The sequence below is a fragment of the Sphingobium sp. TomTYG75 genome (assembly GCF_054771635.1).
This window is the reverse complement of sequence record NZ_BSRE01000002.1, coordinates 569,964-587,687: the sequence shown is the minus strand read 5'-3', so window position 1 is coordinate 587,687 and position 17,724 is coordinate 569,964. Positions and strand designations below refer to the sequence as shown.

The following is a 17,724-nucleotide window of genomic DNA, read 5'->3' as shown; positions in this document are numbered from 1 at the left end:
ATTGCCGGGAAGGAGCAAAATGCGTCATCAGGAGCAGATCAGGACATTGGTACTGGCTTTGGGCTGCCGGTCAGAAGATGCCGAGCGCTTTCAGGCGGTCGAGCATCTGGGTTTCGCCGGTCGCGGTCGGGTCGGCGGGTTCGAACTCAAGTTCGATCATACCTTCATAGCCGCCAATGGCTTGGAGGATCGCGGGCCAGTCCAGTTCTCCGAGGCCTGGGTCGACGCGATTGGGCACGTCGGCGAACTGGATAAGGCCGATCTCCTTGGCGCAGGAGGCGAAGGAGGAAGGCACGTCATGGCCCATCATCGCGACATGGCCGGTGTCGAACAGCAGGCGGACCGAGGGCATTGCGACGGCGCGGACCATCTCCGCCGCATCCTCCAGCTGGTCGAGCAGGAGGCCGGGGATGCGGCTGGGGGCGATGGGTTCAACGAGCAAGGTGAGTCCGCTGCGGGCTGCAGCGTGGGCACGGCGCTTTAGATTTTCCGTCATGGCATCGAGTTGCGCCTTGCGGGGGCGATGGTTGTCGAGGCCAGCCACGCAGACGACGCTGCCGCCGTTGAAGCGGGTGGCGATTTCGATGCTGAGGTCCACGCTGCTGCGCAGATGTTCGAGGCCTGCTTCATCTTCGGCGCTCCAGACCGGCTGGTTCCAATATTTGAGGTCGCTGAAGCTGGACAGGACAAGTTCGCGGCTCGCCATCCGGTCGGCCATCGCGACTTGTTCAGCCTCGGGCCGCAGCATCATGAACAGGTCTTGCACGCCGCGAAAGCCATGGTCGGCGAGCGCGTCGATCTGGTCGAGCGAGTTTGTAGAGCGGGCGAGATGCGCGAGCATCGGGCGGTCGGGGGAGCTGAGGCCGAGATGGCCGCCGATGGGCCAGCGGCCGGTCATTGGGTCACCGAGCGGGCGAAGTCGATTAGCGCCTTGTTGAAGGCGGCGGGCTGTTCCTGCTGCACGAAATGGCCTGCTTCCGGGATGGCTATGATGTCGCGGAGGCCGGGGACTCGCTGGCGCATCCGCTCTTCCCAATCGGTGAAGAAGCCGAAGGACGGGTCTTTTTCGCCATAGAGGAACAGGGTGGGCGTTTCGACATCATGGTCGGCCCATTTTTCGCCGATGCGCCAGTTTGCGTCGGCGGTGCGGTAGCTGTTGAGGCCGCCGATGAAGCGCAGCATCGGGGCGGCATCGACATATTCGCTGACGAAGCGGTCGAACTCTGCCTGGGAGAGCCAGGGCCAGGGGAGCGGCGGCGCGGGTGGCAGGACGTCTAGATAACCGCTGCCTACCGATGAGACCGTTTTCCAGCTCCAGAGATCGCCCTTTGATGAGAGGGCGTAGAAGAGGCGGGCGAGGAAGTCGGGGGCTCGGTCGGCGAGTTCGCGTTCGGCGGGGCCTGCTTCCATGAAATAGTGGAAGTGGACGAAATGCTCGGCGGCCATGGCGGCGAAGCGTTCGCTGGGGAGGCGATCGGGCGAGGATGCTTCTGGCTGGGCGGGCGCATCCGCTGGGAGGCGTGGGGCGCTGCCCAACATGGCGCGTCCGGCCATGTCATAGTCATAGGGGATGGTGGCGATGAGGCCCGCCACTCTTTCGGGCGCGCGGACGGCGAGGTTCCAGGCATATTGTGCGCCGAAATCCTGGCCGACGATCACTGCCTTGTCCGCCTCATAATGATCGAGCAGGGCGATGAGATAGGCCTGCATATGGTCGGCATCATAGGCGGCGGGATCGGTGGGGCGGTCGCTGCCGCCATAGCCGAGGCTGTCGATGGCGACGGCGCGGAAGCCCGCTTGGGCAAGCGGCTCCATCTGGTGTCGCCATGACCATGCGAGGCCGGGGAAGCCGTGGATCATGAGGACGAGAGGCCCCTCCCCCTGCTCCACGGCGCGGAGGTGGTAGCCGCCTACGTCGATTAGTTTCTCTGTCATAGATGGGCATCCTCTTCCCCGCGGGCGATCCGCCATGCGAGGCTTGCTATTTCTCCGGCACGGGCGCCGTGGATGGCGGCCGCTTCGCTGGATGCATTGCCGCTGATCGCGCGGTGATAGACGCCCTGACGGATGGCGGCGTTGCGGAACATGGCGAAGGCGAGGGCATAGCGCCAATGGGCCGGGTCGACGGCCTGCGCGCCGCTGCGCTCTGCATAGCGTTGGAGATAGTCGGCTTCGGATGGGATGCCGAGCGCGGGGAGGTCTGCGTCGGACAGGCCGCGATAGCCTTCCTTGGGCACGCGCCATGCCATCAGATGCTGGGCGAGGTCGGCGAGGGGATGGCCTAGCGTGGATAGCTCCCAGTCGAGGACGGCGATGATGCGCGGCTCGTCAGCGGCGAAGATCATATTGTCGTTGCGATAGTCGCCGTGGACGATGCGGCTGGCTTCGACGCCGGGGTCGTTGGCGGGGAGCCAGTCGATTAGCTGCTCCATCGCGTCGAGCTGCTGTGTTTGCGTGGCGCGATATTGTTTGGTCCAGCGGGCGACTTGGCGGGCGAAATAATTGCCGGGTTTGCCATAGTCGGTGAGGCCGACCTGCGCCGGGTCGATGGCGTGGAGGGCGGCGAGGACGCGGTTCATCTCGTCATAGATGGCGGCGCGGTCGGCGGGTGTGAGGTCTGGAAGGCGGGCGTCCCAGAAGTTGCGGCCCTTCGCATAGTCCATGATGAAGAAGGGCGTGCCGACTATGCTAGCGTCTTCACACAGAGCGAGCGGGCGGGCGACGGGGACGGCGCTGTCCTTCAGCGCGTCGGTGACGCGATATTCGCGCTCGATCGCGTGGGCGGAGGGGAGCAGGACGCCGTCGGGCTTGCGGCGCAGGACGAAGCGGGGTTGGCCGTTTACCGACAGGAGATAGGTGGGGTTTGACTGGCCGCCTGCGAATTTTTCCGCGCCGATCTCGCCGTCCGCGCCCGACACATGGGCGTGGAGCCATGGGCCGAGGCGGCTGGTGTCGAGCGTGCGGATGTCAGTCATATTTGGCGAGTTCGAGGCGGCCGAGCTGGTGGCGGTGCACCTCGTCCGGGCCGTCGGCGAAGCGGATCTTACGGGCGTGGGCATAGTAGTTGGCGAGGAAGAAATCCTGGCTGATGCCCGCCGCGCCATGGGCCTGTATCGCCCAGTCGATGACCTGGCAGGCCATGTTGGGGGCGGCGACCTTGATCATCGCAATGTCGGCCTTTGCCACCTTGTTGCCGACCGTATCCATGCGGTGGGCGGCGTGGAGGGTGAGGAGGCGCGCCTGATCGATCATGATGCGCGAATTGGCGATGCGTTCGATGATGACGCCCTGTTCGGCGAGCGGCTTGCCGAAGGCGACGCGCGACTTCACGCGGCGGCACATGGCTTCGAGCGCGCGTTCGGCCATGCCGATCATGCGCATGCAATGATGGATGCGGCCGGGGCCGAGGCGCGCCTGCGCGATCTCGAAGCCGCGCCCTTCGCCCAGCAGCATGTTGGAGGCGGGCACGCGGACATTTTCGAACAAGATTTCCATGTGGCCATGCGGCGCGTCGTCATAGCCGAGCACGGTCATGGGACGCAGGACGGTGATGCCGGGCGTGTCGCGGGGCACGAGGATCATCGACTGCTGCTTGTGCTTGGGCGCGGTGGGATCGGTCTTGCCCATGAAGATCATGAGGGCGCAGTCCGCTTCGCCCATGCCGGAAATCCACCATTTGCGGCCGTTGATGACATAATCGTCGCCGTCGCGGACAATTGAGCTTTCGATGTTGGTCGCATCGGAGGAGGCCACCTGTGGCTCGGTCATGGCGAAGGCGGATCGCATCTCCCCCGCCAGCATGGGTTCCAGCCAGCGAGCCTTATGCTCGGCCGTGCCGAAGCGTTCGATCGTTTCCATATTGCCGGTGTCGGGCGCGGCGCAGTTGAACACGGCGGGGCACCAGTGGACGCGGCCCATTTCCTCGCACAACGGGGCGTATTCGAGGTTCGTCAGGCCAGCGCCATGGGTGCTTTCGGGGAGGAAGAGGTTCCAAAGGCCCGCCTCTTTCGCCAAAGGCTTCAGCCTGTCGATCAGGGTGACATGCGCCCAGCGGTCGCCGGTCGCGACCTCCTCATAATAGGCTTTTTCATTGGGATAGATGTGCGCGTCCATGAAGGCGCGCAGCCGGGCCAGCAGATCGGTGGTTTTGGCGTTGGGATCGTAGCTCATGCGTAAAAGCCCCTGCCCTCGCGCGCATATTGGACGAGCAACGGCGCGGGGGTCCAATAGGCGTCGCCCTGTTCTGCGCGGAATTTCTCGATCGTCGCCAGCAGCTTGTCGAGGCCGATTTGGTCCGCCCAATGCATGGGACCGCCGGTATAGCTGGGCCAGCCGAGGCCGTTCACCAAGGCGACGTCGATTTCATGGGGGCGCGGCACGATGCCTTCGCTCAGCAGTTTGGCGCCTTCATTGACCATCGCATAGAGCAGGCGTTCGCGGATTTCGTCCTCTCCGATTTCGCGGAGTTTGAGGCCGTGGCGTTCAGCGTGGGCTGCGATCATCTCTTCGGTCAGCGGGTTGGCGCTGGCCTTGCGGCTTTCGTCATAGCTGTACCAGCCGGAGCCGGTCTTTTGGCCGAGCCTTCCGGCGGCGACCATCTGTTCGGGGAAGTCGGCGCGCAGTTCGCGCTCGGTTGCGGTGGCGGCGCGGGCCTTGCGGGCGGCGGCCTGCACGTCCAGCCCGGCGAGATCGCCCAGCGCGAAAGGCCCCATGGGGAAGCCGTAGGATAGCAGCACCTTGTCGATGGCGGCGGGCTTCGCGCCCTCCTCGACAAGGAAGAAGCCCTCGCGCGACCGCTTGGAGAGCATGCGGTTGACGATGAATCCGTCGCATACGCCCGACAGGACCGGCAATTTGCCGATGCGCTTGCCGAGCGCCATGATGGTCGCGACCACTTCGGGGTCGGTCTTTGCCGCGCGGACATTTTCCAGCAGGCGCATGACATTGGCGGGGTTGAAGAAGTGCATGCCGCAGACATCTTCGGGGCGGCCTGACGCCTCGGCCAGCGTGTCGATATTGAGGAAGCTGGTGTTGGAGGCGAGGATGGTTCCGGCGGGCGTCACCTCACCCAATTTCGCGAAGACGGCCTTTTTGGTCTCCAGATCCTCGGTCACAGCCTCAATCACCAATTGCGTGGGCGACAGGTCGCGGGGATCGCCACTGGTGGTGATGAGCGCGAGGCGCTTGTCCATCGTCTCTTGCGACATGCTGCCCTTGGCGACGGAGGAGGACCACATTTTGGTGATGGCTCTCATCGCGGCGTCGATGTTCGGTTGGTCGAGGCCGACGGCGATGACGGGGATGCCGACGCTGACGACCGCCATGACGATGCCGCGTCCCATGACGCCGAGGCCGATGACGCCCACCCGCTCGATGTTGCGAGTCAGGGTGTCGGGCGCGAGGCCGGGGATGCGCGCGACTTCGCGTTCGGCGGCGAAGAGGTGGCGCAGCGCTTTGGACTGCGAGCCGTTCATGCATTCGCGGAAGATTGCGAGTTCCTGGCGTACCGCCTCATCGAAGGGCAGTTCATAACCGAGGCGCATGGCTTCCAGCGCACGAAGCGGAGCGGTCTGGCCGCGCATCTTCTTGGCGACGGTTTTGCGGGCTTCTTCGAACAGAGCCGGGTCGTCGGCGGGCATGGGCAGGGTGGAGGAGCTGCGCGGCCCCTTCCCTTCCGCGACCAGCTTTTCGGCAAAGCTGCGTGCTTCGGCGGCGAGATCGCCGCCTGTCGCTACGGCGTCGATGAGGTTGGACTTCAGCGCATCATCCGTGCCGATCTGGTTGCCTTCGGTCACCAGCTTGATTGCGGTGGCGAGGCCAGCAAGGCGGGGCGTGCGCTGCGTGCCGCCACCGCCGGGCATCAGGCCGAGCTTCACTTCGGGGAAACCGAATTTCGTGCCCGGCGCGGCGATGCGGTAATGGCAGGCGAGCGCGACTTCCAGACCACCGCCGAGGACCGTGCCGTGGACGGCGGCGATGATAGGCTTGGTCGAATGGTCCATCATTTCCATGACCAATGGCAGGCCCGGATCGGCCATGGGCTTGCCAAATTCCTTGATATCCGCGCCCGCGATGAAGGTCTTGCCTTCGCAACGGATGACGAGCGCGTGGAGGGCGGGATCGGACTCCAGCTTGCGGATGGCTTCGGCAAGACCCTGCCGCACGCTGGCGGAGGTGGCGTTGACCGGGGGATTGTCGATCACCGCTTCGGCGATCGCGCCGTGGGTGTGGAAGCTGACTGTTTGCGACATGAGGGATTTCCTGTTCAGGATGCGGGCTGGAGGGTCAGGAGCACCTTGCCCTTCACCTTGCGCTTTTCGAGATGCTGGAGCGCGGCCACTGCGTCGGGCAGGGCAAAGCGCGTGTCGATGACGGGCTTTAGCGAACCGTCCGCCAACCAGTCGAGCAACTGGCGCATGTTGGCGCCTTGCGCGATGGGGTCGGCGCGCACGCTGTTGCCCCAGAGGACGCCGACGGCCGACGCGCTTTTCAGCAGCAGCAGATTGGCGGGGATGGAGGGGATCTCGCCCCCGGCAAAGCCGATGACGAGCAGGCGGCCACCCCAGGCGAGGCTTTTCACCGCAGTCAGATTCATGGGGCCGCCGACCGGGTCATAGACGACATCGACACCTTTTCCGTCGGTCAGCTGCTTGATGCGTTCGCGCAAATCCTCTTGCGCATAGTCGATGAGTTCGTCAGCGCCCTGCGCCTTCGCCAGCGCCAGCTTTTCGGGGCTGGAGGCGGCGGCGATGACGCGCGCGCCCATATGCTTGCCGAGTTCCACGGCGGTGAGGCCGACGCCACCGCCTGCGCCCAGCACCAGCAGCGTTTCGCCGGGCTTCAACTGGGCACGGTCCTTCAGCGCATGATAGGAGGTGCCATAGGTGATGGAGATGCCCGCCGCGACTTCCAGATCGACGCCATCGGGCACCGGCCAGACCTGCGTCGCGGGGACGCGCACCTGCTCGGCGAAGGCTCCGCTGCCGGTGAAGGCGATGACGCGGTCTCCGGGAGTGAAGCCTGTAACGTCAGGCCCAACGGCGGCGATGCGCCCCGCTGCTTCACTGCCGGGGACGAACGGCAGGGCTGGTTTGGTTTGATATTTGCCCTGCACGATCAGCACGTCGGGATAGTTTACCCCGGCGGCCGCCACGTCGATCACCACTTCCCCCGCCCCTGCTTGAGGCTCGGGGAAATCGCCATGTCGCAACTCTTCGACCGGCGCGAACGCGGTGCAGATCATGGCTTTCACATCACTCTCCTTGAACACACCTACCGGGCGTGTGAGACCTGATTTAGGCCTTTGGAGGCGATGCTACCAATTCGTAATTCCGACGCATGGCATCAGAAAAACTGATGGATCGGCGGCTGGAGAAGCTATTTTCCTGATTCGCCCCACTGGCGGGCAAATTCGTGAAAGGCGCGGCAGGCTTGAGGTTGCTGGGTGTCGCGGCGATTCACGAGGCTTATGATGCGGGTGAAGTGCAGTTCAGGGACGGCCAGTTCGACCAGTTCGCCGCGCGCCAATTCGTCTGCAACCGTCAGGCTGGACAGGCAGGCGAGTACCGCGCCGTCGCGAACGATACGCTTGATCGCTTCGACGCTTTCGCCTTCGAACACGATGTTGAGCGAGTTCATGGATTTGAGCGTCTCAACCGTGAAGGAGATGCGTTCGCTCGAGAGCGTCTTTTCCAGCGCCCATGGCTGGTCGCCAAGGTCCGCGAGCGGCACCGTGGGACGCCCGGCGAGGGGGTGGTCGGGGGCGGCGCATACGACCAGCCGGTCGCGCAGCCATGGCTCCGCCTCCAGATAGCTGCTGTTGACCGGCGCGCCGACGAAGCCGACATCCAGCGCCATGTTGCGCACGCCTTCCATCACTTCATGAGACGGCATGATGCGCATTTCCACGCGGACGCCGGGGTGCAGGCTCATGAAGGCGGCGCACAGGCCGGGCAGCACATAGTCGCCCACCGGGACCGCCGCGCCGATGCGCAGCCGCCCCCGCACTTCTTCGGGTAGGGACAGGGATTCAAGGTCCGCGACCTGCACCAATATGGCGCGCGCCATTTCCAGCATCGGCCGGCCCCGGTCGGTCAGCAGCATCCGGCGGCCGGAGCGGGCGAACAGCTGCACGCCCAGATGGGTTTCCAAATCCTTGAGCGACATGCTCGCCGCCGAGGGGCTGAGGCCTATCTCGTCAGCCGCGCCCGCCACGCTGCCGGTGCGGGCGACGGCTTCGAATACCGCGATCTGGCGGAGGGTTATCCTCACCCCTTGGCAGCGGTGATCAGCTTATTTCGCCGCGGTGCATCGCCTCGGCGCGGGCCTTGAGCGCCTTGGCCGAGTCGTTGAAGGCGCGCGTTACCCATGGGCCGCAGAAACGCATGACATGGATGCCGTTCGGGCCGGTGAAGGCGTCGGTCGATTGATAGCGGCACTTTTCGGCCCCAAGTTCTTCGATGATCTGGTCGCGGCGGGCGGGATAGGGCCAGGCTTCACTATCCTTCAGTTCCCAGGATAGGAGGCGGCCCGGTTCGAACGCGCAGACATATTCGCAATTGGGCGCCAGCGAGCCGGGATTGGCATAGTTGACGAGTCGCATGTGAACCGGCGCGCCCATCTCCAGCGTGGATTCCGCCCAGACGCAGAAGGGATTCCATTCGCCATAACGCGACATATCGGTCAGGATTTTCCACACCACCATTGCGGGCGCGTCGATTTCGATGGGGTCGGATGCGACCAGCGTCTCGGGATCATAGAGTTTGAAGGGATCGAAGCGATCAGCGGTCAGGGTTTCGGTGGACATCCTATTCTCCTTGATATGTGCAAACCGGCAAGCGTGGTACCGCATTTTGGCGACGCGAATGCCGCCGATTCCGCTGAATGGCGCGTTTGTTTGCGTAGACAATAGCAGCGGTAGTTCGCGGGTCAATGGCGGGCAGCCGGGCAAATCCGGCTTGACCTGCGTATCATATTGACCAATTCAGCACGCAAGACATCATATGCGACCCCGCTTGCACCGGCATATTCGGCCGAGTCCCTGCGGCGTCGGCATCGCACGGCACAACAGACGTCAGCATGACGCGCGGGAGAGATAATGGCCGATAGTTACGACTTCATCATCGCGGGCGGCGGGTCGGCGGGATGCGCACTAGCCGGGCGCCTGTCGGAAAATCCGCGCAACCGCGTGCTGCTGCTGGAGGCCGGGGGCAAGGATAACAGCGTCTTCATCCATGCGCCGGGCGGGCTGCTGCCGATCATGTATCGCGGCATGTTCCAGTGGATGCATGTCAGCGTGCCGCAGGTGAACGCTAGCGGGCGGCAGATGTACACGCCGCGCGGCAAGGTGCTGGGCGGGTCATCCTCCATCAACGGCATGGTCTATGACCGGGGCGCGGCGGCGGACTATGATGGCTGGCGCCAGCTGGGAAACGAAGGGTGGAGCTATGACGATGTGCTCCCCTATTTCAAGAAGCTGGAGGATTTCCAGCCCGGCGGCGAGGAAGGCTATCATGGCCGGGGCGGGCCGGTGCTGGTTTCGCGACCGGGCATCCACAATCCACTCGCCAAAGCGTTCCGCGATGCCTCGATCGCGGCGGGCGTCCCCTATAATGACGATCCCAGCGGATCGCAGCGCGAGGGCGTGGTGCCCGCCGATGTCACCGCGTCGGCCGGGCGGCGATGGAGCGCGGCGCGCGCTTATCTGACGCCTGCGCGCAAGCGGCCGAACCTGCGCGTCATTACCGGCGCCAATGTCGAGCGGGTGATCGTGGAGGACGGGCGCGCGACCGGCGTCAGCTGGCGGCGAGCGGGACAGCTTGAACAGGCGAACGCGACGCGTGAGGTCATCCTGTCGGCAGGCGCCATCCATTCGCCCTGGATCCTGATGCTGTCGGGGATCGGGCCAGCGGATCATCTGCGCCAGACGGGGGTGCAGGTGGTGCATGACCTGCCGGGCGTCGGCCAGAACTACCGCGATCATGTGGCGGTCAGCGTGAAGCAATATTGCACGCAGCCCGTATCGCTGTTCAACGTCTTCCACCCGGTTGTCGCGGCCAAGGCGGTCGCGAACTTCCTGCTGTTCCGCAAGGGGCCGCTGGCGAGCCCTCCGGCGGAGATCGGTGCTTATCTGAAGACCATGCCGGGCGCGGAATATCCCGATGTGAAGGTGCATTTCGCCATGGCCCTTTACGAAGCGATGGGGCGCAAGCTGATCATGGATCATGGCTATTTCGCGCATATCGACCTGCTGAACCCGGAAAGCGTGGGCGAGATAAAGCTGACGGGAGCAGATGCGTCCGCGCCGCTGTCGATCGATCCCAACATCCTGTCGACCGCCAACGACATGGCGATGGGCCGCGCAGCGATCCGTGCGGTGCGCAACATTTTCGCGCAGGCTCCCTTCGATCCTTTCCGGGGCGAGGAACTGGCGCCGGGCGCAAATATCCAGTCGGATGATGAACTGGACGCCTATCTGCGCGAGACCGCCATTTCCGACATTCACGCCGTGGGCACCTGCCGCATGGGACATGATCCGATGGCGGTCGTCGATCCCCAACTGCGTGTCCACGGAGTGGCGGGGCTGCGCGTCGTCGATGCATCGGTCATGCCGCGCGTGCCCGGCGGCAACACCAATGTCCCGACCATGATGGTGGCCGAAAAGGCCGCCGACATGATCTTGAAAGCCTGACGCCCTTGCGATCGGGAAGATAAAGGAGAGGCCGATGTCTGAACTGCGTTTCGACGATAAGGTGGCGATCGTCACGGGTGCGGGAGGTGGCTTGGGCAAGGCCTATGCCGCCCTGCTCGCCGCGCGCGGGGCCAAGGTGCTGGTCAACGATCTTGGCGGCACTTTTCAAGGCGAGGGCAAGGATCAGGGCTATGCCGACGCTGCTGCCCGCGAAATCCGCGACGCTGGCGGCATTGCAGAGGCCAATGGCGACAGTGTCGCGACATCGGCGGGTGCAGAAGCGATCGTGCAGGACGCGCTGACGCGATGGGGCCGCGTCGACATATTGGTCAACAATGCGGGCATCGTCAGTGCGTCGGGTACATTGTCGACGGTGACCGATGAGCAGTGGGACAAGGACATGGCCGTGTCGGCCAGCGGCACCTTTTACCTGTGCCGCGCGGTATGGAACGGCATGCTGGAGCGTAATTTCGGCCGCATCGTCAACATCTCGTCCGGATCATGGTTCGGCATGGGCAGCGCGGTGCCCTATCCCGCCGCCAAAGGCGCGGTATGGGCCATGACGCGTGGCCTCGCCGCCGCGACGCAGGCGCAGGGCAAGGACGTCAAGATCAATGCCGTCATGCCGATCGCGGGCAGCCGGATGACGCAGCTGATGGGACCGGAAATCCACGGCCTGATGGAGCGAGACTTCCCCGCGCGGGCGGTTGCGCCGGTCGTAGCGATGCTGGCCCATGACAGCGCACCGTGCAATGGCGAGATGTTCACGGCTGGCGGTGGCGGCTATACAAGGGTGTTCGCGGGCGTCACTCGCGGCTATCGGGCGACCGACAAGGACTGGACCCCCGAAACGGCGCTTGCACAATTCGATACAGTGATGGACACGAGCGGTTTCCATATTCCGGCTGGGTCGATGGACGAAGCCGCCCTCTACACCTCGGACGTGCCCTGGGACGCGTTCAAGGCCTTTATTCAATAAGTTTGATCAGCAAGGAAGAGCAGGAATCATGACTGGCAGGTTGCAAGACAAGGTCGCCATCGTCACCGGCGGTGCGCGTGGCATGGGCGAAGCGACGATCCGCCTGTTCGCGCGCGAAGGCGCGAAGGTGGTCATCGCCGACGTGCTGGAGGCTGAAGGTCAGGCGCTGGCGGCTGACATTGGCGATGCCGCGATGTTCCAGCGGCTGGACGTGTCGGACGAAGCCAGCTGGACCGCGCTGGTCGATGCCGTGATCGCCCGTCATGGCCGGATCGATGCGCTGGTCAACAATGCGGCCGTCGTGGCTTTCGGCCCGATCACCGAGCTGAGCGTCGCAGATATCGACCGCGTTCTGGGCATCAACGTCAAGGGCACGATGCTGGGGCTGAAGCATGTCGGGGCCAAGATGTGTGCGGCGAAGCGCGGGTCCATCGTCAACATATCGTCGGTGGACGGCCTTCGCGGCGTCAATTCTGTTTCGCTTTACAGCAGCTCCAAATGGGCGGTCCGCGGCTTTACCAAGAGCGCGGCGCTGGAATTTGGCCATCAGGGCGTGCGCGTCAATTCGGTTCACCCCGGCGGCGTCAACACGGCCATGGGCAACCCGCAGGCGCTGGAAGGTGAAGCGAAGAATGCAGGCTATGAGCGCGTACCATTGCAGCGGATTGGCGAGCCCGAGGAAATCGCCGCTGCCAGCCTGTTCCTCTGTTCGGACGAGGCCAGTTACATCTGTGGCGCTGAACTTGCGGTCGATGGCGGCTGGGCGGCTGGCTATTACCACCATTATCTGCCCGCGGCGCCGGCTTCGCTGACCTCGATGTAATTCCTTCCCTCTCGGAGAAACTTGAACATGACTGAAGAAGAAAAGGTCTTTTCGGGCGGCGTCGCCGTCATCACCGGCGCGGGCGCTGGCATCGGCATGGGCTTTGCCCGCCGCTGCGGCCAGATCGGCATGACCGTCGTCGTCACCGACATCGACAAGGGCCGCGCCGACAAGGTCGCCGCCGAGATCATCGCGGCGGGCGGCAAGGCGGAGGCGATCCAGCTTGACGTGTCAAAGCCCGAAGCGCTCGATGCGCTGGCGCAGGATGTGTTCGACCGGCATGGCGCGGTTCGCCTGCTGATCAATAATGCGGGCATCGAAACCATCGGCAATGTCTGGGAAATCCCCACGGCGCGTTGGGAAACGACGCTGAACGTCAACATCCATGGCGTCGTGCATGGCGTCCGCGCATTCGTTCCGCACATGCTGCGCGTGGGTCAGGAAGCATGGATCGCGAACCTCGCCTCCATCGGTTCCTTCGGCCAGATGCCGACGCAGGCGGCCTATATCATGAGCAAGCACGCCATCCAGTCGTTCAGCGAATGCCTCTATCTGGAGATGCAGGTCGCCAAGGCGCCGATCAACGTCTGCTCGATCATTCCGGGCATGCTGAAGACCAGCATCTTTGACGCCGATGCAGGCGTTGGCGAGCCGGAGAGCGCTGCGGGGCACCGTGCGACGATGGCCCATATGATGGCCAATTACGGCATGGATCTGGACGAAGGCTGCCGCGTCTTTGTAGAGGGTCTTGCCGCGCGCAAATTCTGGATTTCGAGCCAGCCGGAAATGACCGAGCAGGCGGTCGCTGGCCGCATTGCCTTCTTCCAGGAACAGAGCAATCCGGAACTGGGCGAGCAGCAGCGCGCGCTGCTGGGTATCTGAAGCAAAGGCCGGGCGGGTTCAGGCTCGCCCGGCCCTTCCCTGTCAGGCCTTCGCGGCCTCTTCCTTGACGATTTCCAGGAACAGCGGCCGTTCACCGCCGCCATGGACTTCAAGGCGCGCGCCGCTGACATAGGCGGCGGCTGGCGAACCCAGGAACACCACCGCTTCGGCGATGTCGCTGCCCCGGCCCATGCGCTTCAGCGGAATCGATGACGCGATCCGATCCTGCGCCGCCTGCGTGCCATAGGTCATTTCAGCCGTCTCGGTCTCGATCAAGCCGACGATGATCGCGTTGACCCGCACATCCGGCCCCCATTCCTGCGCCAGGCTGGTGGTGAGGCTGAGCAGGCCAGCCTTGGCGGCGCCATAGATCGCCGTGTCGGGCGAGGGACGTGCGCCGGAGACGCTGGCGATGTTGACGATCGATCCGCCCACGGCCTTCAGATGCGGATAGGCGGCTTGCGCGACATGCAGCGGCGCGAGCAGATTGAGTTGCAGGATGCGTTCGGAAAAGCGCGGGCTGGCCGTCGCGGCGTCGGCCTGCGGTGATCCGCCCGCATTGTTGACGACAAGGTCGATGCGGCCATGGCGCGCGACAAGCTGGGCAATCCAGTCCGACACCGCCGCAGGATCGCGAATGTCGCAGGATGCGAATTCCGCCGTTTTCCCATCGGCCCCGATCGGCTCATCCGGTGCGGTGCGGCCGCAGGTCGCTACTGCATAGCCTTCAGCCAGTAAACGCCGGACAATCGCCGCGCCGATACCGCGCGTGCCGCCTGTGACGATCGCAACCTTGCCAACTCCCGTTTCGCCCACGGCCTTATCCTTTCCTTTTTCGAGAAATGCGCAGCGGGCGCATCGCATGGATAGACCCCATACTCAATCTGCACCATCCTTCGCCAGACATAATGCAGTGGTCATTGCAGATTGTTACGCATATCAGGTATAGGGGACGCATAATAATCGCGTATCGCGTCACATATGGAGAGGTTTGATGGCTTACACTGTGCAGCAGCTCAGCGATCTGGAAGATATCCGGACCCTCAAGCATCGTTATTTCCGGGCAATCGACACGGCCGATCTGACGCTGCTCGGCACCCTGTTCACGGAAGACCTGACCGTCGATTATCGTGGCGGCACCTATCGCGTCCGGCTGGCGGGCCGCGACAATATGCTGGAGTTTCTGGCGAACAGCTTCCATTCCGGCGCGGTTGCCATGCATCACGGCCATATGCCCGAAATTACCCTGACGGGCGAAAATGATGCCGAAGGGATCTGGTATCTGGAGGATATCTTCATCGACGTGGAGCGCAGCAGCCACACCATCGGCAGCGCCATTTACCGCGACGTCTATCGGCGCGAAGATGGCGTATGGAAGATCGCACGCACCGAATATGATCGCGTGTTCGAGATGATCCGCCCGCTGGCCGCCGACGCGCAAATCACCTCGCACCACCTTGCCACCGCTGGCCGCAAGCCGGAAGAACGCAGCGACATCAGCCATTTGATCGAGTGGGCGGCCTGAGGGGGAGCACGCATATGGACGGGCAGGAGGTTTCTGACCGGCTGGCCATTCATGACCTGCTGGCCAGATATTGCCACGCCATCGACCAACATCGGTGGACCGACCTGCGCGCATTGTTCGCCGACGATGCGCGGGTCGATTTCACCGCTTTCGGCGGCCCGCGTGGCGATGCCGATATGCTGATCGCGTTTCTCCAGCCCGTGGTGGAGGGGTTGGCGGGCACTTATCATTCGACGACCAGCGTCATGTGCGATCTTGATGGAGACAGGGCGACCGTGCGCTCCGCCGCTCATGTTGTCATGTCATCCAAAGGACCCAACGGAGGCGAGCAGCACAATCATGTCGGCCTTTGGTATGAGGACGAACTCGCGCGAACCGACACGGGATGGTGCTTCGCCCGCCGAACACAGAAACGAGCCTGGGTAGGTGCCGTAGCATCTTAATGATGCACGGATGCAACAGATGCGGCATTTTTGCGGCGGCCTGCTAGAGAATAAGGCGGGCGGCGTTATAGTCGGCCGCAATAACAGAATGACGCTTTTTTTGGGGAGGAAAGCATGCGCAAGACGCTATATCCGATCGTATCGTTGATCGCTTTGGCCGCACCGGGGGCTGCGCTGTCGCAAACGGCAGCGGCGGGAGCAGACGCCGCCAGCGACAGTGACATTGTCGTCACGGCCCGCCGCCGCGAAGAACGGTTGCAGGATGTGCCGATCGCGGTGAGCGCGGTCGATGCTTCGGCTCTGAACAGCCGGGGCCTCGACAATGTGACGCAGATCAGCCAGATCGCGCCCAATATCCAGTTCACGCCCGGCCAGGGCGGCAATAGCGGTGGCATCGCGCCCTTCATCCGGGGCGTCGGCGAAAATGACTTCATCATCACGTCCGATCCTGCGGTCGGCGTCTATATCGATGGCGTCTATGTCGCCCGCACATTTGGCGCGACGACCGAATTGCTGGGCATCGACCGCATCGAAGTGCTGCGCGGGCCGCAGGGTACGCTGTTCGGCAAGAATACGGTGGGCGGCGCGATCAACATCGTGTCGGCGGTGCCGGGCCGGGAACAGAAGATCGAAGCCGACCTGCGATACGGGTCGTTCAACACGGTGCGCGGGCGCGTCTATGCCGAAACGCCGCTGTCGGACAGTTGGTCGCTGGGCGTCGCGGCGCTGGGCGAGTTTGGCGAGGGGTGGCAGAAAATCCCCTCCGGCGACAATCTGGGCAACCGCAATGTGGTGGCGGGGAAGCTGGCGCTGCATTATGACGGCGAAGGGCTGGACGCAGTGTTGCAGGTCGATGGTCTGCACCGGCGGCAGCACAGCGCGCCGCATAGCATGATCGCCTTCACGCCGACCTTCTTTTCCATCCTGCAATCAACCTTCCTTGCGCCCTGCTGCACCGTGCCGGGCGACATCGACCGTACCGACAGCAACTCAGAACTGAACAAGGATCAGACCGACGCGGTGAACGCATCGCTGACCCTGACCAAGGATCTGGGCGGGGCGACGTTGAAGTCGATCACCGCCTATCGCTATGTCGATGCGCTGTTCGGCCGCGATGGCGATGCGTCCTCGACGGTCAATTATGCCGGGGACATTCATGACGAGCGGGCGAGGCAGATCAGCCAGGAATTGCAGCTGTCGCTCGATCTAGGCGGCCGCGGCACATTGTTGCTGGGCGCATTCGCCTATCGTGAAAAGACGCGGGACAATACGCGGCTGATCGTCGCGGATGGACTGTTTGACGCGTTGGTGGCGGCGGGGCTTGATCCCTTCCCCACGCCTGACGGCCCCGTCCCCGCTTCCGCGTTCGACTTCAACATCGATTTCCGCAACCGGCAGCGCACCGACAATCTCGCCCTGTTCGCCAACGGCAATTATGAGCTGACCGACGGCCTCTCGCTGGAATTGGGCGCCCGTTATACCTGGGAGAAGAAGAAGTTCTTCCAGTCGGCCATGCGCATTTATTCGGGCGAGCCGCTGCTGGCGGGGACGCCCAGCTATACGCTGGAAAAAAGCTGGGATGCCTTTACGCCCCGCGCCTCGCTTTCCTACAAGTTCCGACCGAACCTGATGACCTATGTGTCCTATTCGCGGGGCTTCCGGTCGGGCGGGTTCAACGGGCGGCCTACCTCGCTCGAGGAAATCGGTTCCTATGATCCGGAACATCTGACCTCCTACGAAGCGGGGCTGAAGGCAGGCTTCGGCCGTATCGCCACCATCAACCTTGCCGTGTTCCGCAACGAATATCGCGACCAGCAGATATTGGTATCGACCGTCAGCCCGACGACCGGCCTGATCGTCGTCCGCAACGAAAATGCGGGCCGATCCCGCATTCAGGGCATCGAGCTGGAAGGCGCGTTCAAGGTGTCGCCGCGCTTCACCGTTACCGGCGCGCTTGGCTTGCTGGATGCCAAATATCTGGAATATGTGTCAGTCATTGGGGGCGTGCCGACCGACGTCAGCAACCGCAAGCTGAAGCAGGCGCCGGATATCACCGCCAATGCCAGCGCGGTCTATCAAGCGCCGCTCAGCGACAATGTAGAGGGCGTGCTGCGGCTGGACGCAGCCTATAAGAGCCAGGTCTTTGTCGATGCGGAAAACACGCCGCTGCTGCGGCAGCCCGATCATGCGATCCTCAACGCCAGCGCCGAACTGCGCTTTGCGGACAGCGGGCTGTCGGTGCGCGTGGGCGTCGATAACATCACCGATCGCCGTATCATCACGGCGGGCTATGATGCATCGACCAGCTTTGGCTTTACGGAGGCTTATTATTCGCCGCCCCGTCGCTACAGCGTGACGCTGGCCCTGCGACGCTGAACCGGG

General features: G+C 63.7%; 16 protein-coding genes. 7 read left to right on the top strand and 9 right to left on the bottom strand.

Annotation, left to right across the window (positions count from 1 at the left end; translation table 11 throughout):
* Window positions 1-70: 70 nt before the first annotated feature.
* The 8 genes from ACYU81_RS16315 to ACYU81_RS16280 all read right to left on the bottom strand — a co-directional run bounded on the left by ACYU81_RS16315 (window position 71) and on the right by ACYU81_RS16280 (window position 8,806).
* The gene (locus ACYU81_RS16315) at window positions 71-898 is read right to left on the bottom strand and encodes a TIM barrel protein (protein ID WP_460988687.1); all 828 of its coding nucleotides are present in this window, start codon (window positions 896-898) and stop codon (window positions 71-73) included.
* Window positions 895-1,935, bottom strand: a complete 1,041-nt coding sequence (locus ACYU81_RS16310) for an alpha/beta fold hydrolase (protein WP_460988685.1) — start codon at window positions 1,933-1,935, stop codon at window positions 895-897. Before ACYU81_RS16310 ends, ACYU81_RS16315 begins: the two co-directional genes overlap by 4 nt.
* Entirely contained in the window at window positions 1,932-2,975 is a 1,044-nt protein-coding gene (locus ACYU81_RS16305) for a phosphotransferase family protein (RefSeq protein WP_460988683.1), read from the bottom strand. The genes ACYU81_RS16310 and ACYU81_RS16305 overlap by 4 nt, the downstream gene beginning before the upstream one ends.
* A complete protein-coding gene (locus ACYU81_RS16300) occupies window positions 2,968-4,170 on the bottom strand; it encodes an acyl-CoA dehydrogenase family protein (protein WP_460988682.1) in 1,203 nt (400 codons plus the stop codon). The genes ACYU81_RS16305 and ACYU81_RS16300 overlap by 8 nt, the downstream gene beginning before the upstream one ends.
* A complete protein-coding gene (locus ACYU81_RS16295) occupies window positions 4,167-6,251 on the bottom strand; it encodes a 3-hydroxyacyl-CoA dehydrogenase NAD-binding domain-containing protein (protein WP_460988680.1) in 2,085 nt (694 codons plus the stop codon). The genes ACYU81_RS16300 and ACYU81_RS16295 overlap by 4 nt, the downstream gene beginning before the upstream one ends.
* Before the next feature lie 14 nt (window positions 6,252-6,265).
* Window positions 6,266-7,243 carry an NADPH:quinone oxidoreductase family protein gene (locus ACYU81_RS16290; RefSeq protein ID WP_460989120.1) on the bottom strand — a complete coding sequence of 326 codons (978 nt, stop codon included), beginning with the start codon at window positions 7,241-7,243 and terminating at the stop codon, window positions 6,266-6,268.
* Window positions 7,244-7,377: 134 nt separating this feature from the next.
* Window positions 7,378-8,271, bottom strand: coding sequence for a LysR substrate-binding domain-containing protein (locus tag ACYU81_RS16285; protein WP_460988678.1), 894 nt, complete (start codon window positions 8,269-8,271; stop codon window positions 7,378-7,380).
* Between the two features lie 16 nt (window positions 8,272-8,287).
* Window positions 8,288-8,806, bottom strand: a complete 519-nt coding sequence (locus ACYU81_RS16280) for an SRPBCC domain-containing protein (protein WP_449469466.1) — start codon at window positions 8,804-8,806, stop codon at window positions 8,288-8,290.
* A 291-nt stretch (window positions 8,807-9,097) separates the two neighbouring features.
* Between ACYU81_RS16280 and ACYU81_RS16275 the strand changes: the two genes are divergently transcribed.
* From ACYU81_RS16275 to ACYU81_RS16260, 4 genes are read left to right on the top strand one after another with little or no spacing between them, the layout of a single operon-like run.
* A complete protein-coding gene (locus tag ACYU81_RS16275; protein WP_460988676.1) occupies window positions 9,098-10,690 on the top strand; it encodes a GMC family oxidoreductase in 1,593 nt (530 codons plus the stop codon).
* A 34-nt stretch (window positions 10,691-10,724) separates the two neighbouring features.
* Window positions 10,725-11,669, top strand: a complete 945-nt coding sequence (locus tag ACYU81_RS16270) for an SDR family NAD(P)-dependent oxidoreductase (protein ID WP_460988674.1) — start codon at window positions 10,725-10,727, stop codon at window positions 11,667-11,669.
* Between the two features lie 28 nt (window positions 11,670-11,697).
* A complete protein-coding gene (locus ACYU81_RS16265; protein WP_460988672.1) occupies window positions 11,698-12,492 on the top strand; it encodes a glucose 1-dehydrogenase in 795 nt (264 codons plus the stop codon).
* Window positions 12,493-12,519: 27 nt separating this feature from the next.
* The gene (locus tag ACYU81_RS16260) at window positions 12,520-13,374 is read left to right on the top strand and encodes an SDR family NAD(P)-dependent oxidoreductase (RefSeq protein WP_460988670.1); all 855 of its coding nucleotides are present in this window, start codon (window positions 12,520-12,522) and stop codon (window positions 13,372-13,374) included.
* A gap of 42 nt (window positions 13,375-13,416) precedes the next feature.
* Here ACYU81_RS16260 and ACYU81_RS16255 read toward each other — a convergent pair whose 3' ends face one another.
* Window positions 13,417-14,190, bottom strand: a complete 774-nt coding sequence (locus tag ACYU81_RS16255; RefSeq protein WP_460988668.1) for an SDR family oxidoreductase — start codon at window positions 14,188-14,190, stop codon at window positions 13,417-13,419.
* 178 nt (window positions 14,191-14,368) lie between these two features.
* Here ACYU81_RS16255 and ACYU81_RS16250 point away from each other — a divergent pair, with 178 nt between their 5' ends.
* The 3 genes from ACYU81_RS16250 (at window position 14,369) to ACYU81_RS16240 (ending at window position 17,718) form a co-directional block, all read left to right on the top strand.
* Window positions 14,369-14,899 (top strand): nuclear transport factor 2 family protein, encoded by a 531-nt coding sequence (locus ACYU81_RS16250; RefSeq protein ID WP_460988666.1) that lies wholly within the window; start codon window positions 14,369-14,371, stop codon window positions 14,897-14,899.
* Between the two features lie 14 nt (window positions 14,900-14,913).
* Window positions 14,914-15,342, top strand: coding sequence for a nuclear transport factor 2 family protein (locus ACYU81_RS16245; RefSeq protein ID WP_460988664.1), 429 nt, complete (start codon window positions 14,914-14,916; stop codon window positions 15,340-15,342).
* 114 nt (window positions 15,343-15,456) lie between these two features.
* On the top strand, window positions 15,457-17,718 hold the full coding sequence (locus tag ACYU81_RS16240; RefSeq protein WP_460988662.1) for a TonB-dependent receptor: 2,262 nt from the start codon (window positions 15,457-15,459) through the stop codon (window positions 17,716-17,718).
* The last annotated feature ends 6 nt before the right edge of the window (window positions 17,719-17,724 follow it).